Source organism: Bradyrhizobium genosp. A, assembly GCF_049949275.1.
Lineage (GTDB): Bacteria > Pseudomonadota > Alphaproteobacteria > Rhizobiales > Xanthobacteraceae > Bradyrhizobium.
In genome coordinates, this window is sequence record NZ_CP188196.1 from 8172025 (window position 1) to 8186938 (window position 14914).

A 14914-nucleotide genomic window follows, 5' to 3' on the forward strand; every position below is an offset into this window, starting at 1 on the left:
ACACAGTAGACCGGATGGATGGGTGACAGTTCTCTGTCGGCTGGGAGGATCAGCCGATGCCTTGGCGAGAGAGCTGCGCAATGGACCAACGGGTTAGCTTCATCGCGGATCAGCGAAGCGGATTGTGGACGATGACGGAGCTTTGCGACCGCTACGAGATCAGTCGCAAGACCGGCTACAAATGGTTGGAGCGCTACCGGTTGGAAGGGCCTGGAGGGCTTGCGGATCGCTCGCACGCCGCGCAGGTGCATGGGCGCGCGACGCCGCAGCACATCGTTGATGCGATTGTGGGGCTGCGGCTCGAGCGGCCGAGCTGGGGGCCGCGCAAGATTGTGAGCAAGCTTGAGGCTTGCCAAGGGGATGTCGATTGGCCGTCGGCCTCGACGGCGGGCGAGATCCTCAAACGGGCGGGACTGGTTAGCAGCCGTCGGGTTCGGCGACGTGCGCCGCCGCGCATGGGGCAACTGACGGTGCCTCAGCATGCCAACCATGTATGGGCCCTCGATCACAAGGGCTGGATCCGACTGGGCGACGGATCTCGGGTTGAACCTTTCACGGCGACCGATGGCTTCAGCCGCTATTTGATTAGTTTGGCTGCGACGGGCAGCACGCAATATTCCGAATGCCAACCGCTGCTGGAGCGGGCGTTTCGCGAGTACGGCTTGCCGCAGATCATCTGCTCCGACAATGGCTCGCCGTTCGCCTCGACCGGGACCACGGGCCTGACGGCGCTGTCGGTATGGTGGATCAAGCTCGGCATCCGGCATGAACGGATTGATCCTGGCCATCCGCAGCAGAACGGCCGACACGAGCGTTTTCACCTCACGCTTCTGGAAGCCATGCGGCCACCGCCGCCAACCCGGGCCGCGCAGGCCCGTCGCTTTGCGGCTTTTGTGCGCGACTACAACGAAGAACGGCCACACGAGTCGCTTGGCCAGCGCCCTCCTGCAACCGTCTATCAGCCCTCGCCCCGTGAGATGCCAAGGCGGCTTCCAGAGCCCGATTATCCAGCCGAAGCCGCGGTGCGTCAGGTCCGCTCCAACGGCGAGATCAAATGGCGTGGCGACCTCATCCACATCTGCAGCGCTCTTGACGGTGAAGCAGTTGTCGTCGAGGAAACCGAGGACGGATACTGGCAAGTGCGCTTCTTCGACGTGCCGATCGGCATCATCGACCAGCAAACACGCAAGCTGCGGCGCTGTGCTAGCACAGCGCCGCAGCCGACCAAATCATGAACGAGTGTCACCCATCCATCCGGTCTATTGTGTTACCTATCCATCCGCTGGACAGCGAAGCGCCGGATGGGGGGTTCTCTCCACTAGCAATACCATTCGTGAGGGGAGGCCCCTCACCCGGCTTCGCTTCGCGAAGCTGAGCAACCGCCGACATAGGTGACAGTTCAGACCGACGACATGGGTAACACAATTCTCGTTTCGTTCAGGTTGGTTGCCGCCGACAGCGTCAAGCCGGCGTGATTCTCACCGGCAGGCTGTCGAGCCCGCGCAGCGTGTTATTGAAGCGGCGCTTTGGCTCGCCTGTCATCTCAATGCTGGCAACGCGGCGGGCCAAGGCTGACAGCATCGTCTCGCCTTCGAGCCGCGCCACGAGCTGGCCGACGCACATATGGATGCCCGCGCCATAGCCGACATGACCGGAAGTCCGGCGCGTGATGTCGTAGCTGTCCGGCTTGTCCCAGCGCCGCGGATCGCGGTTGGCGGCGGCGAGAAACATCAGCACTTTCTCGCCTTCGCCGATCGTTGCGCCTGACAGTTCGACCTCACGCGTCGTGGTGCGGAAGAAGGTCTGCACCGGGCTTTCGAAGCGCACGGCCTCTTCGAAAGCGTTGCGCGCGAGCGTGAGGTCACCGCGCAGACGCTGCCACTCATCGGGGAAGCGAGCCAGGCAATAGACGGCGGCACCGATCCCGTTGACCGTGGTGTCGAGGCCGGCCGACAGCAGCGAGCGCACCAGCAGCGGAGCTTCCGTGGCCGTGATCGCGCCCTCGTCAACATGAGCGTGGATGCAGGCGCCGATACCGCCCGGCGTCAGGTTGTCGCGCTGGCACTGCTCGGTGACATAGGCCTGGTGCGGCGCCGAACGCGCGATCGCCTCCTTGCGCAATTCATTCGGCGGCCCGAAGGCATTGAACACCAGGCTCGCGTAGGGAATGAGATGCTCACGTCCCTCAGGCTTCAGGCCCAATGCATCCGGGAAGATCGAGAGCGGATAGGCTTCGGCGAGATCGGCGATCGCATCGAAACTGCGCATCTCCAGCAGCGCGTCCACCCGCTCCTCCGCCGCCGCGGCAAAACGGTCGCGCAGCCCCTTCATCACGGTCGGCGACAGCACCTTTGACAGCACGGCGCGGGTGCGCGTGTGCTCAGGCGGATCGGCCTCGAGGATCAGGCTCGGCGGCCGCCACGGCGTTTCCTTCTTGAAGTCGGACAGGCCGACGCCGCGGCTCGAGCAGAACGTCGCGGGATCGTTCAGAACCGCATGAACCTCGGCATAGCGCGCCACGCCATAGAGCTTCCATCTGTCGAGATAGACGACCGGTCCCGTCTCGCGCAGCAGCTCATGCGTGGGATAGGGGTCGGCAAAAAAATTCATGTCGAAGGGATCGACGTCGAGATGCGGGACGCCTGATACGGTCGAGCCGGGTGCGCTCATAAAAATCCTCCCTCATTTTGATCTTGTGAAAGGGCGGCGCTTGCCCTTAGGTCTTTCGGCACGCCGCGAGACAGATTCCCGATATGCCGCCTTCGACCAGATCCCGCCAAAAGCCTGCGCCCGCTGACGTCGGGCCGACGCTCGATCTCGATCGTTACGTCCCGGCGTTCATCACCTTTATTGCCAACAAGCTCTCGAACAGCGCGACCGCGTTCTATCAGCGGCAATTCGGCGTCAACGTCACCGAATGGCGGATCATGTCGCTGCTGGCGATCGAGCCCGGCATTCCCGCCTCGCGCATCTGCCACGTCATCGGCTTCGACAAGGGCCCCGTGAGCCGCACGCTCGCCGGCCTCGAGAGGCGCGGGCATGTGTCGATCCGCACCGATCCCAACGACGGCCGGACCCATTCGATCTCGCTGACGGCGAAGGGCCGCACCACCCACGACAAGGTCATCGTTGCGGCGTTCGAACGGGAGCGGCGCCTGTTGTCCTGTCTGAGCAAGGACGAGCGCGAGGTGCTGATCGACCTGCTGCGCCGATTGCACGAAAACCTCGGCGCGGTGACCGGCGGCAGCGAGGCCTGACGGACTACAGGCCGGGCGCGATCCCGCATCGTTCTCAAGCATGCGCCGGCATTTGCCCGCGGCACCCTCTCTGCCGAGCATCGTTTCCTCCGATCCGACGCGGCGGTTCCTCCGCCGTCATCCCTTGTCTGGAATGGTTCGCACAAATTAGTTGCTTCGGCAACAAAAGAATCATGCCGGATATTGCGGCACAATGGCTGGCGTATTGGGCTTGCCCAGCTCTCGTGTCCCGGACGCGCTGCAGCGTGAAACGCTGCTGCGCAGAGCCGGGACCCATGCAGCCGCGCGCGCTATGAGAGATGGGCCCTGGCTCTGCAGCGCATCACCATAGCGCGTCGAAGACGCGCGTAAACGCGCTTACGGTGCTGCGCTGCGTCCGGGGCACGAGAGCTGTTAGATGCCCCAGCCCTACAACCCGATCCAATCACCCGACGCATCATCGTTCAACCGCGCGACGGTATCCGCACGCCGCGTCAACACCGCGCGCTGGTTGATGTAGCCCTTGTCGGTGATCTCGCCGCCATCGACCGACGGCGGCTCGGCGAGCAGCAGCGCGCGCGTGGCGTGGCCGGAGGATTTGGCTCCCTGCCGCTTCAGTTTTGAGAGGCCCTGCGCGATGGCAGTCCTGACCTTGTCGTGCGCCAACACATCATTCACGCCCGCCGCCTCCGGCAGACCGGCATGAGCGCGACAGGCGCCGATGTTCGGGAACACCAGAAACCGCACCTCGTCACTACCATGGCCGGTCACGACGATGTCCTGCGCCAGCGGCGCAAGCGCGGCGATGCCGGCGACGCGCAACGTGCCGACGCTGACCCAGGTGCCGGAATTGAGCTTGAAATCTTCCGCAACGCGACCGTCGAAGAACAAGCCGCGCTCGGGCCGGCCTACGTCCGCAAGCTTCACGGCATCGCCGATGAGATAAAAACCTTCCTCATCAAAAGCCTGCTTGGTCAACTCGGGCGCCTTCCAATAGCCCGGCGTAACGTTGGGGCCGCGCACGCGCACCTCCAGCTTGTCGCCGGAGGTAACAAGCTTCAGCTCCGTTCCAGGAGTCGGCACGCCGATATTGCCGGAACGCTCAGCAAGGAAATGGCAGTCGGTCGCCAGCGGCGAGGTTTCGGTCGAGCCCCAGGCCGAGACCATCGGCATCGCACGACCAACAGTCTTGATCGAAAGCTCTTCGAGCGCGTCCCACAGATTTTGCGGCAGCGCGGCGCCGGCATAGAAGGCGAACTTCACCTCGCCGAAGAAACGCCGGCGCAGCTCCTCGTCGGCACGGAGCGCCGCGATCAGCATGTCGAAGCCGCGCGGCACGTTGAAATAGACCGTCGGCATCACACTTTTCAGATTCGCAAGCGACGTCGCAAACAGTCCGGGCGCGGGCTTGCCGCCGTCGATATAGAGCGCGCCGCCGTTGCGCAGCACCAGATTAAAATTGTGGTTGGCGCCGAAGGTGTGGCTCCAGGGCAGCCAGTCGAGGATGACGAGATTGCCGCGCCCCTGCTCCAGGAAGGTCCAGGTCTGCGCCTTGGCCTGCTGGCTCGAGGTCAGCATGCGCTGGGTGTTGATGACCGCCTTGGGGGTGCCGGTCGAGCCCGAGGTGAACAGGAATTTTGCGATCGTGTCTGGGGTCACTGTTGCAAAGGCTTGTGCAACGTCGGGCGTCTCAGCCGTTGCCGCGATGGTGTGGAAGGCAAGCGCGTCGGCATCATCGGCATTGCCGCTGATGATCTGCGCCTGGTGCAGCGGCTTGATCGCGGCGAGCGCGGCCTCAAACGGTTTTGTCGCGGAGACATAGATCGCACCCGGCTCCAGCAGCGCGATCATGCTCTTGAGCTTGTCAAAATCCTTCGACATCAGCGAATAGGCCGGCGAGATCGCTGCCGAGGGCACACCGACATGCTGGGCGGCAAGCGCGAGCAGCGCATGGTCGATGCTGTTGTCGGAGAGGATCACGAGCGGGCGCCCGGAGTTGAGACCCCGCGCGAGGATCCATGACGCCGCGCCTCGCACCTGCTGCAGCGCCTGCGCATAAGTGACGGTGGCCCAGAGTGCTTCGGGGTTGCCGCGTTCTGCGAGGAAGATCGCATCAGGCGTCTGCCGCGCAAAATGCTCCAGCCAGTCGCCGATGCAGCGTGCGCAGTCGTGCAAGGGCTCCGGCGAGCGCAGCACGATGCTGCCGTCGGCGCGATGCTCGGCGACGGTCTTTGGCGTTGCGAACAGGCTCGAAGCGTCACCGCGAGTGGCGATCGTCATGGTTTCCTCCTCGCCCCGGGAAACGTCCGGATCGACGACAGCCTCGTTCCGGGCTGCTTTGGCGATGATGTTGGGCACGGCAATTGTTGTCGTCAACAACAATCTTCCGTTGGGACCGTCGGGGCGTTAAGATCGCCCGGCAGGAGACACGATGTGACAGCCAGCGCAGCCCAGACTTCCCCCCGCAAACGCGCTGGCAACGGCGCGGCGCGGCGGTTCGACGCGGACGAGATCGGGCTCGATGCGCTGGTCGGCCACGCCGGCTACGCGGTGCGGCGCTTCCAGATCTGGATCTTTCAGGACTTCATCAAGACGCTAGGCGACGTCGACATCAGGCCGACGCAATATTCGGTGCTGACGGTGATCGGCGCCAACCCCGGGCTCTCGCAGATGGCGGTGGCAAAACGCCTCGGCATCGAGCGTGCCCGGCTGGTGCATCTGCTCGACAGCCTCGAACAGCGCAAGCTGGTGAAGCGGATCAAGTCGAAATCGGATCGGCGCTCCCACGCCCTGCACCTCACCGCGCAGGGTGAGACGGCGCTGGCCAAATTCAAGCGTCTCGCCGCCGAGCACGAGCGACATGTCGAGGAGAAGATCGGCAAGGCGAACCGGGAGCGGCTGCTGCAGATCCTCGCTGGCTTCACCTGATCCGGACTCTGGCTTCACCTGATCCGGACTGCTCATGATTTGGGCAAATGCACGCAACAAGGCCTTGGCACGACCGCCCAATCGATCATCGAGGCATCCCACAAGCTGCTGATCTTTCGATAATTTCCGGGCGACCACGCTGCCCGGATAATGTACACAATGGCACATCGCTTGCTTCATTCCGGGTGAAGGCAAGTTGCCGGAGTTTTATCGCCATGAAGGCTGAAATGGGGGCTGAGCAGCCTGAAACGATCGCCGCGATTGTGGCCGCGCATCGCGCCGGCACGATGACGCCGGCGCAGACGGTCGCGCGGACCTATCAGCGCATTCGCGACCACAACGACCCCGCCATCTTCATCAGCCTGCGCGACGAGAAGGACGCGATCGCGGAGGCCGAAAAGCTTGCCGCGAAGGACGCCGCGAGCCTGCCGCTCTACGGCGTGCCGGTTGCGGTGAAGGACAATATCGACGCGCTGGGTTTTCCGACCACGGCGGCCTGCCCGGCCTTCTCCTATGCGCCCACGCACGACTCGACTGCGGTCGAGCGGCTGCGCGCGGCCGGCGCGATCATCATCGGAAAGACCAATCTCGACCAGTTCGCAACCGGTCTGGTCGGCGTACGCTCGCCCTATGGCATTCCCAAGAATTCGATCCGCGAGGATCTCATTCCGGGCGGATCGAGCTCGGGCTCCGCTGTGGCAGTCGGCGCCGGGCTGGTGCCGCTGTCACTCGGCACCGACACCGCCGGCAGCGGGCGCGTGCCGGCGATGCTCAACAACATCGTCGGACTGAAGCCGAGCCTCGGCATGATCTCGACCGCAGGTCTCGTGCCGGCGTGTCGCACGCTCGACTGCATCTCGGTCTTTGCGCTGACGGTGGATGATGCTGCGCTCGCGCTGTCGGTGATGACGGGTCCTGATCAGGCCGATCCGTTCTCACGCGACCGGCCGCTTGGCGCGCTCACGCCCCTGCCCGCAAACTTGCGCCTCGGCGTGCCGCGCAATGGGCAGCTGATCTTCTTCGGCGACAAGAAGGCGGAGGCCGCTTATGGCGATGCGCTGAAGCGCTGGACCGCACTCGGTGCTGAGCTGGTCGAGTTCGACCTCGAGCCGTTCTACGAAACGGCGCGGCTGCTCTATGAAGGCCCGTGGGTCGCCGAGCGCTATCTCGTGATCAAGAATCTGCTCGCCTCGGCGCCGGACTCGATCCATCCGGTAACGCGCGAGATCACCGCGGCCGGTGCGCGGCTGACGGCGGCGGAGACCTTCTCCGCGCTCTACCGCCTGCAGGGCTTGCGCAAGATCGCCGAGCGGACATTTGCGAACATCGACGCGCTGGTGCTGCCGACCGCACCGACGGCCTATACGACGGCGCAGGTGCTCGCCAATCCGGTCGAGCTCAACAGCCGGCTTGGCACCTATACCAACTTTGTGAATCTGCTCGATCTCTGCGGTCTCGCCGTTCCGGCAGCGATGCGGGCGGACGGCATTCCGTTCGGCATCACGCTGCTGGCGCCCGCCGGGCGCGATGCGCTGCTCGCGAGCATCGGGCGCGTTTTCCATGCGGATACGAAGCTGAGTGTCGGCGCCAAGGGTGTTGCGCAAGCACCGCTCGCGCCACTGCCGGCAAACAGCGGTGACGAGATCCCGATTGCGGTGGTCGGCGCGCATCTCTCCGGCATGGCGCTGAACGGCGAGTTGAAGGCGCTGAATGCAACGCTGATCGAGGCGACCAAGACCGCACCGGACTACAAGCTCTACGCGCTGAAGACCACGCCGCCGAAGCCTGGCCTGCTGCGCGTCGAAACCGGCACGGGCGCGTCGATCGAGCTTGAAATCTGGTCGCTGTCGTCATCGGCCTTCGGCAAATTCGTCAACGCGATCCCTGCGCCGATGGCGATCGGCACGATCCGGCTTGCCGATGGCCGCAGCGTGAAGGGATTTCTCGTCGAGCCGGAGGTGCTGGGCGAGGCGCGGGACATCACGGCGTATGGCGGCTGGCGAAAGTTTATGGCGGAAGCGGTGCAGGCTTAACCGGTCGCGTGTCCCGGGCGCAGCGCATCACGCAGTGGTGCGCTGCTGAACCGGGACCCATGGAACGGCTTGCGAAATGGATAGATGGGTCCCGGCTCTGCGGAGCAGCGCTATGCGCTGCACCGCGTCCGGGACACGGAGAGAGGAGTTACACCGACACCGCGTAAATCTCATATTCCCCGCGCACCAATTCGATATGCGCGCGCATCGCGGCGGCAGCGCCCTGCTTGTCGCCGCGCATGATGGCGACGACGACGCGGTCGTGCTCGGCTTGCGACTTTGCGAGACGGCCGAGATTGCGGAACTGGGCGCGGCGGAACGGCTGCACCCGCACGCGGGTGGCGAGCGTGATCTCGGCGATGTAGCCGTTCTGCGATCCCGCATAGATCGCGTTGTGGAAGCGCTCATTGACCTCGTGGAAGCGATCGGGATTGCCGGCGTAACTCAGCACCCGCAACTCTTCGTGGATGGCTTCGAGACCGTGACGCTCGGCGGCCGACATGCGCTCGGCGGCAAGGCCGGCGCACAGCGCCTCCAGCTCCGCCATCGCCTCGAACATGCTTGTCAGGCGCTCGATCGACGGTTGCGCGACCACCGCACCGCGATGGGGCCGCGCCTCGACCAGGCCGCTCGCGACCAGTTGCCGCAGAGCTTCGCGCACCGGCGTGCGCGAGACGCTGAAGCGCCTTGCGATGTCGGTCTCGTCCAGCGGCGCGCCGGGCGCGAGAGTTCCACGCACGATCTCGTCGGCAAGCTGGAGACGCAGTTCCTCGGCGCGCGTGACCTTCTGCACCGATGGCGAGGCCCGGTCGACGCGGGGCACGACCGGCTCGGCCGGCAGTGTCCCGGGCGGAAAATCGTCAAGCGTCATACGGTCAGATCTCTTTCGACTCGTCGATGATGCTGACATGGGCGGCGACGACGCGCCAGCCCTCCGGGAAGCGAATCCATGTCTGCATCTGCCGGCCGACCTTGCCGGGAGCCGTGTCGCGGTAGAACAAGGTGGAGGCCACGGCCGTGTCGCGGCCATAGCTCGAGATCACTGTCTTTGCGGTGTGGCGGTTGAGGCCGACCGGCGAGCGGCCGGCGCGGAAGCCGGAGATCGCCTCGTAGCCATAGAGGTTCTCGCCGATGCCGTAGCGCAGCGTGCGGGGATCGTTGCGGAACAGCTCGCCGAGCACGGCGACGTCGTTGCTGACGAGGGCCTGCTCATAGCGTTCGAACGCGGCTTTGACTTCCGCGATCACGTCGGGGAGATCGATCTCCATCTCAAATTCCTCTCGGCGACGGCGCGGCGACGACGCCCATCTTCTCCAATGCGTGCGCAACGCGCAACGCGATGTCCTCGCGCCAGGGCGCAGCAATGATCTGCACGCCGATCGGCAGGGGCTCCAGCGGCACCGGCACGGCAACCACGGGCAGGCCGATGAACGAGATCGGCTGGGTGTGGATGCCGATATTGGCGCGCACCGGCAGTTCGACGCCGTCGAGATTGAAGTTCACCTGACCGAGCTTTGGCGCGGTGCAGGGCGTCGCCGGCGCGATCAGCACGTCGACCGATTTGAAAATCTCGGCGAATTGCGCGCGATACCAGCGGCGGAATTTTTGTGCGCGGTCGACCAGCGGCGCCGGCACCATGGCGCCCGCGATCAACCGGTCGCGCACGGCCGGATCGAAATCGTTCGGGCGCTTGCGCAGGCGATCGAGATGCAGCGAGGCGCCTTCGGTGGTGCTGATGACGTAGGCCGCTGCGCGGGCGCGCGAGGCTTCTGGCACATCAACCACTCGCGTTGCACCAAGCGCCTTGGCGACACGGCTGACGGCTTCGACAGCTTCCGGAAACACGTTCTTCTGGAAATAGTCCCCGGCGATCGCGATACGCAAATCCGAAACCGGATTGGCAATCAGCGGCAGCGTCGGCTCCAGGCCACGCGTGGTGCAGGCGGCATCGTCAGCATCCGGTCCCTGCATCGCGTCGTAGGCGAGCGCGAGATCGGTGACGGAGCGCGCGAACGGGCCGAGATGATCGAAGCTCGCGACGAACGGAAATGAGCGCGCCCGCGACAGCCGACCATAGGTCGGCTTCAGGCCAAAGATGCCGCAGAACGAGGACGGCACGCGGATCGAGCCGTTGGTGTCCGAGCCCAGCGCGATCGGCACCAGCGCACCGCCGACGGCGCTCCCCGAACCGCCGGAGGAGCCGCCGGTCATACGCGTGGTATCATGCGGATTGCGCGAGGGACCGTCATGGACGTTCTCGCCGGTGAAGTCGTAGGCGTATTCGCCCATATTGAGCGCGCCGACGAGCACGGCACCGGCCGCTTCCAGCCGCTCAATCAGCGTCGCATCACGCTTGGACGGCGCGAGATCGCGGTTGATCTTCGAGCCGGCCCGCGTTGAAAGGCCTGCGACATCGAACAGGTTCTTCACCGCGACGGGGACGCCTGCGAGCGGGCCGACGGTCTTGCCAGCGGCGATCTCGGCATCGACGGCGCGCGCTTTCGCACGCGCGCGATCGGCGGTGACGTCGGTGAAGGAGTTGAGAATGGTGTCGTGCTGCTTGATGCGCGCGAGCGCAGCTTCAGTGGCATCGAGCGCGGACATCTTGCCGCCCGCAACCGCGCTCGCGATCTCGAAGGCCGTCATGACTGGCTTGGTGGTCATAGCAGCGTCAGACCGTGAAGATCGGCGCCGGCTCGGTCTCGTCCGGCAGCGCGAATTCGTCGACGAGGCGGGCAAGCCGCAGCGATACTTCGAGATTGGCGCGCACCGCGGGCCGCCAGGCGTCCTCGACCGGTAGCGCCAGCGCTTTCGATACGGCGTCGATATAATCGTCCAGCGGCTCGGCCATCACGCTCCCAAACAATCAGTGCGCTCTCAGTACCTGCAACGGCGGATGCGGGATCGCCGTCAGCAGCTCCTTGGTGTAATCGTCCTGCGGATCGCTCAAGACCTGCTCGGAAGAGCCCTCTTCGACGATCCGCCCCGTCCGCATCACAATGACACGATCGCACAACAAGCGCACTACATTCAAATCATGCGAGACGAACAGATAGCTCATACCTAGGCGTGCTTTCAGATCCTGAAGCAGGTTCAGGACGACTGCTTGCACGGAGACGTCGAGCGCCGCGGTCGGCTCGTCCAGGATGACGAGCTTTGGATGCAGGGCGATGGCGCGGGCGATGCCGACGCGGGCCTTCTGGCCGCCGGAGAGCTGGTGCGGAAAGCGATCCAGTAGGTTGTGCGGCAGGCCGACCATGGTGGCCAAGTCCTCGCAGCGGGTGCGGAGTGCGTCGCGTCCTCTGACGTCACCGAGCTGCATGATCGGATCGGCGATGGCGCGGGCGGCGGTGAAGCGCGGATTGAGGCTGTCGGTCGGGTCCTGGAACACCATCTGGATGCGGCTGCGCTGCGGCAGCCGGGCAAACGATGCTGGCGCGATGCCGCCGATGTCCTCGCCGTCGAACTGGATCAGGCCGGAGGTCTGGTCGAGGAGCCGCATCACCATCATCGAGGTGGTCGATTTGCCGCAGCCGGATTCGCCGACCAGGCCGACGCTCTCGCCGTGGCCGATCGAGAAGCTGATGCCGTCGACCGCGCGGAACGCGTCAGGCTTCACGGGCGGCCTGCGGCCAAACAGTTTTCCGAGCGTGGCGGTCGCGCCCTGGCGGGGATATTCCTTGACCAGCTTTTCGATGAGGAGGAGGGGCTTCTGGCTCTCTGCGCTTGCTGCGGACGCCGGGGCTGCTTCCGCGGGCGCGGCGGGCACAGCGCCCTCCTCCTCCGGCAACAGATCCCGCAAGCACACGCCGAGCCGCGGCGTCGCGCGCATCAGCTTCTGGGTGTAGGGGTGCTGCGGGTTGGCGAAGATATCGGCGGCCTTGGCGGTCTCGACGACGCGACCCTTTTCCATCACCACGACGCGGTCGCAATAGGCGGCGGCGAGGCCGAGGTCGTGGGTGATCAGGATGGTCGACATCGCCTTGCGTTTGGTCAGCTCGACGATCAGGTCCATCACCGCCTTCTGGGTGGTAACGTCCAATCCGGTCGTCGGCTCGTCGGCGATGAGGAGCTGCGGATTGCAGGCGAGCGCGAGGGCGATGACGACGCGCTGGCACATGCCGCCTGACAGCTCGAACGGATAGGCGTGATAGCGCTCGCGCGGGCGCGCGATCTTGACCTGCTCCAGCGCCTCGATGGCCTTCTCGCCGCGATCGCCGACCTGGGCCTGCTGCACATGGGTGCGCAGCACGTCCTCGATCTGGTCGCCGACTTTGCGGATCGGGTTCAGTGCCGCGCGCGGATTCTGGAAGATCATCGAGACTTCGCGGCCGCGCAAATCGCGCATCTGGCCTTCGGTCGCCGCCTTGACGTCGATGCCGGAGAACATCACCGAGCCCTCGGCGATCCGGCCGGCGCGATCGAGGATGCGCATCACCGCGTAGGAGGTCACCGACTTGCCGGAGCCGGACTCACCGACGATGGCAAGCGTCTCGCCCCTGGCGACGGAGATGTTGACGTGCTGCACGGCTTTGACGATGCCGCGGCGGGTGGTGAATTCGACGGTGAGGTCCTGGACGTCGAGCAGCGGTTGGGCCGTCATGGACGCCTCCCGTCGCTCAAAACGGTCGAAAACAACCCCATGCACAGTAGAATCGCGTTGGAATCATTGAGGATTTTTCGCGGAAAATCGGCCATCACGTCCTCCGCTGGGGGTCGACGATGTCGCGCAGGCCGTCGCCGAGGAGGTTGAAGCAGAACACGGCGATCATCAGCGCGAGGCCCGGGAACAGCGCGATCCACCATTCGCCTGACACCATGAAGCCCGCGCCTTCGGCGACCATGATGCCCCATTCGGCGGTCGGCGGGCGGACGCCGAGGCCGATGAAGGAGAGGCCGGCGGCATTGAGGATGGCGTAGCCCATGGTCAGCGACATCTGCACGATCATGATCGGCATGATGTTCGGCAGGATATGCACCAGCAGGATACGGAATTCGCCGTTGCCGGAGAGACGCGCCGCTTGCACGAAACCGGCGTTGCGGCGGACGTTAGCCTCGGCGCGCGCGACGCGGGCATAGAGCGGGAAGTTCACGATGGCCGTCGCCAGAATGATGTTCTGCACGGTGTTGCCGAGCGCGGCGACAATGCCCATCGCCAGCACGAACAGCGGGAAGGCCATGATGGTGTCGGCGATGCGGCCAACGATGCGGTCGGTCCAGCCGCCGAAATAGCCCGCGGCAATGCCGGCGAGGCCACCCATCAAAAACACCAGCACGACGGAGGTGACTGCGATGAACGTATCGAGCCGCGTCGCGACCACGACGCGGCTGAAAATGTCGCGACCCAATTGATCGGTGCCGAACCAATGCGCGGCCGACGGTGCTTTCAATGCCGCCGCGGTGTCGGAGGCGAGCGGATCGTACGGCACCACGTAAGGACCGAGGACCGCGGCAAGCAGAATGACAATCAGCAGGGCGAAGGAAAAGCCCGTGACCTTGTTCTCGCCGAGAACGTAGCGGGTCTGTTCGAGGATCGCGACAAGGCCCGAGGTTCGCGCGGGACCGGCGGGTTCAACGGCGGGCGCAACGGAGCTCATGGTTCAGCCCTCAAGCCTGACGCGTGGATCGATCACGCCATAGAGAATGTCGATCACGAGATTGAGCAGCACGTACATCACCGCCATGGTCAGCACGAAGCCCTGCACCGGCGCGAAGTCCGACGAGATCAGCGCTTCCACCGCGTAGGAGCCGATGCCGGGCCACGCGAACACTTTTTCGACCAGCACGTTGGCGCCGAGCAGAAACGAGAACACCATGCTGAGCGTGGTGATCACAGGCAGCATCGCATTCCGGAAGGCGTAAGTGACGATGACGGTCGCGGGCGACAAGCCGCTGGCGCGCGCGGTGCGGACGAACTCGGATGACAGCACCGCCAGCATCGAGGCGCGCGTCATGCGCGCGATCGGCGCCAGCGAGAAGATCGCAAGCGTCGTCGCCGGCAGGATGAGCTGGCTCAGCGCCGAACGGAACGCCTCGAGGTCGCGCGCGATCAGCGTGTCGATCAAATAGAAGCCGGTGACCGTCGGCGGCGCGTTATAGAACACGTCGAGCCGGCCGAGCGGCGCGGGCGACCAGCCGAGCTGGAAGTAGAAGACATAGACCAGCACGAGGCCGGTGAAGAACACGGGGAGCGAGACGCCCGCTGTTGTCGTGATGCGACAGAGATGGTCGATCCATGAGCCCGGCCGCGTCGCAGCTAGCACGCCGAGCGGAATGGCGATGACGATGGAGACGATGAGCCCGAGCAGCGTCAGCTCGGCCGAAGCCGGCAGGCGATTGCGAATCTCAGCCGCGACCGGCTGGCCTGTCGTCAGCGAGTTGCCGAAATCGCCATGGGCGAGATCGTTGGTGTAGCGAAAAAACTGCTCGATCAGCGGCTTGTCGAGGCCGAGTTTTTTGCGGATCTGCTCGACGGCTTCCTTGGTGGCGGCGGGGCCTGCGAAATAGGCCGCCGGATCACCCGGCAGCGCGCGCGTCAGCAGGAAGGTGACGATGACGACCCCGATCAGCGACGGGATCGCGAACATCAGGCGCTTGCCGATCATGGTCAGCATGGGGTGGCACTCCCGGATGACAAAGCTCTGCCGTTCGTTAGCGAGAGTGTTGCGGCTTGCTCAGCTGCGCCCCCTCTCCCCTTGTGGGAGAGGGTTGGGGTGA

The 14914-nt window shown here is 64.9% G+C and carries 13 protein-coding genes; 4 read left to right on the forward strand and 9 right to left on the reverse strand.

Annotated features, from left to right (window positions below; all coding sequences use genetic code 11):
• Positions 1-80: 80 nt before the first annotated feature.
• On the forward strand, positions 81-1235 hold the full coding sequence (locus ACP2YP_RS38340; protein WP_426419917.1) for an IS481 family transposase: 1155 nt from the start codon (positions 81-83) through the stop codon (positions 1233-1235).
• 226 nt (positions 1236-1461) lie between these two features.
• Here the strand turns inward: ACP2YP_RS38340 and ACP2YP_RS38345 are convergent, their stop codons facing one another.
• Positions 1462-2670 carry a cytochrome P450 gene (locus ACP2YP_RS38345; RefSeq protein ID WP_426421464.1) on the reverse strand — a complete coding sequence of 403 codons (1209 nt, stop codon included), beginning with the start codon at positions 2668-2670 and terminating at the stop codon, positions 1462-1464.
• A gap of 83 nt (positions 2671-2753) precedes the next feature.
• On the opposite strand from ACP2YP_RS38345, the gene ACP2YP_RS38350 reads away from it, so the two are divergent.
• Positions 2754-3257 (forward strand): MarR family winged helix-turn-helix transcriptional regulator, encoded by a 504-nt coding sequence (locus ACP2YP_RS38350; protein ID WP_426421465.1) that lies wholly within the window; start codon positions 2754-2756, stop codon positions 3255-3257.
• A 408-nt stretch (positions 3258-3665) separates the two neighbouring features.
• Here ACP2YP_RS38350 and ACP2YP_RS38355 read toward each other — a convergent pair whose 3' ends face one another.
• On the reverse strand, positions 3666-5516 hold the full coding sequence (locus ACP2YP_RS38355; RefSeq protein ID WP_426426425.1) for a feruloyl-CoA synthase: 1851 nt from the start codon (positions 5514-5516) through the stop codon (positions 3666-3668).
• Between the two features lie 153 nt (positions 5517-5669).
• Here ACP2YP_RS38355 and ACP2YP_RS38360 point away from each other — a divergent pair, with 153 nt between their 5' ends.
• Together ACP2YP_RS38360 and atzF are read left to right on the forward strand one after the other, a co-directional pair.
• The gene (locus tag ACP2YP_RS38360; protein WP_426421466.1) at positions 5670-6164 is read left to right on the forward strand and encodes a MarR family winged helix-turn-helix transcriptional regulator; all 495 of its coding nucleotides are present in this window, start codon (positions 5670-5672) and stop codon (positions 6162-6164) included.
• Positions 6165-6391: 227 nt separating this feature from the next.
• Positions 6392-8197 (forward strand): allophanate hydrolase, encoded by a 1806-nt coding sequence (atzF, locus tag ACP2YP_RS38365; protein WP_426426426.1) that lies wholly within the window; start codon positions 6392-6394, stop codon positions 8195-8197.
• A 148-nt stretch (positions 8198-8345) separates the two neighbouring features.
• On the opposite strand, the gene ACP2YP_RS38370 is transcribed toward atzF, so the two are convergent.
• From ACP2YP_RS38370 to ACP2YP_RS38400, 7 genes are all read right to left on the reverse strand, one after another.
• Positions 8346-9068, reverse strand: a complete 723-nt coding sequence (locus tag ACP2YP_RS38370; protein ID WP_254134995.1) for a GntR family transcriptional regulator — start codon at positions 9066-9068, stop codon at positions 8346-8348.
• 4 nt (positions 9069-9072) lie between these two features.
• Complete coding sequence (hpxZ, locus tag ACP2YP_RS38375; protein WP_426421467.1) at positions 9073-9465, reverse strand: oxalurate catabolism protein HpxZ; 393 nt, start codon at positions 9463-9465, stop codon at positions 9073-9075.
• Position 9466: 1 nt separating this feature from the next.
• Positions 9467-10861 carry an AtzE family amidohydrolase gene (locus ACP2YP_RS38380; RefSeq protein WP_426421468.1) on the reverse strand — a complete coding sequence of 465 codons (1395 nt, stop codon included), beginning with the start codon at positions 10859-10861 and terminating at the stop codon, positions 9467-9469.
• Positions 10862-10868: 7 nt separating this feature from the next.
• Entirely contained in the window at positions 10869-11048 is a 180-nt protein-coding gene (locus ACP2YP_RS38385; RefSeq protein WP_426421469.1) for a DUF4089 domain-containing protein, read from the reverse strand.
• 15 nt (positions 11049-11063) lie between these two features.
• Positions 11064-12800: a dipeptide ABC transporter ATP-binding protein gene (locus ACP2YP_RS38390; protein WP_426421470.1), complete on the reverse strand. Its 1737-nt coding sequence runs from the start codon at positions 12798-12800 to the stop codon at positions 11064-11066.
• Positions 12801-12894: 94 nt separating this feature from the next.
• Complete coding sequence (locus ACP2YP_RS38395; protein ID WP_426421471.1) at positions 12895-13794, reverse strand: ABC transporter permease; 900 nt, start codon at positions 13792-13794, stop codon at positions 12895-12897.
• 3 nt (positions 13795-13797) lie between these two features.
• Positions 13798-14811: an ABC transporter permease gene (locus ACP2YP_RS38400; RefSeq protein WP_426421472.1), complete on the reverse strand. Its 1014-nt coding sequence runs from the start codon at positions 14809-14811 to the stop codon at positions 13798-13800.
• Positions 14812-14914: the final 103 nt, after the last annotated feature.

Excerpts from the sequence above, each read along its gene's own strand:
- ACP2YP_RS38390 (WP_426421470.1), bottom strand. The coding sequence starts at position 12,800 with ATGACGGCCCAACCGCTGCTCGACGTCCAGGACCTCACCGTCGAATTC.
- ACP2YP_RS38370 (WP_254134995.1), bottom strand. The coding sequence starts at position 9,068 with ATGACGCTTGACGATTTTCCGCCCGGGACACTGCCGGCCGAGCCGGTC.
- ACP2YP_RS38380 (WP_426421468.1), bottom strand. The coding sequence starts at position 10,861 with ATGACCACCAAGCCAGTCATGACGGCCTTCGAGATCGCGAGCGCGGTT.
- hpxZ (WP_426421467.1), bottom strand. The coding sequence starts at position 9,465 with ATGGAGATCGATCTCCCCGACGTGATCGCGGAAGTCAAAGCCGCGTTC.
- ACP2YP_RS38400 (WP_426421472.1), bottom strand. The coding sequence starts at position 14,811 with ATGCTGACCATGATCGGCAAGCGCCTGATGTTCGCGATCCCGTCGCTG.
- ACP2YP_RS38355 (WP_426426425.1), bottom strand. The coding sequence starts at position 5,516 with ATGACGATCGCCACTCGCGGTGACGCTTCGAGCCTGTTCGCAACGCCA.
- ACP2YP_RS38345 (WP_426421464.1), bottom strand. The coding sequence starts at position 2,670 with ATGAGCGCACCCGGCTCGACCGTATCAGGCGTCCCGCATCTCGACGTC.
- ACP2YP_RS38340 (WP_426419917.1), top strand. The coding sequence starts at position 81 with ATGGACCAACGGGTTAGCTTCATCGCGGATCAGCGAAGCGGATTGTGG.
- atzF (WP_426426426.1), top strand. The coding sequence starts at position 6,392 with ATGGGGGCTGAGCAGCCTGAAACGATCGCCGCGATTGTGGCCGCGCAT.
- ACP2YP_RS38350 (WP_426421465.1), top strand. The coding sequence starts at position 2,754 with ATGCCGCCTTCGACCAGATCCCGCCAAAAGCCTGCGCCCGCTGACGTC.
- ACP2YP_RS38395 (WP_426421471.1), bottom strand. The coding sequence starts at position 13,794 with ATGAGCTCCGTTGCGCCCGCCGTTGAACCCGCCGGTCCCGCGCGAACC.
- ACP2YP_RS38385 (WP_426421469.1), bottom strand. The coding sequence starts at position 11,048 with ATGGCCGAGCCGCTGGACGATTATATCGACGCCGTATCGAAAGCGCTG.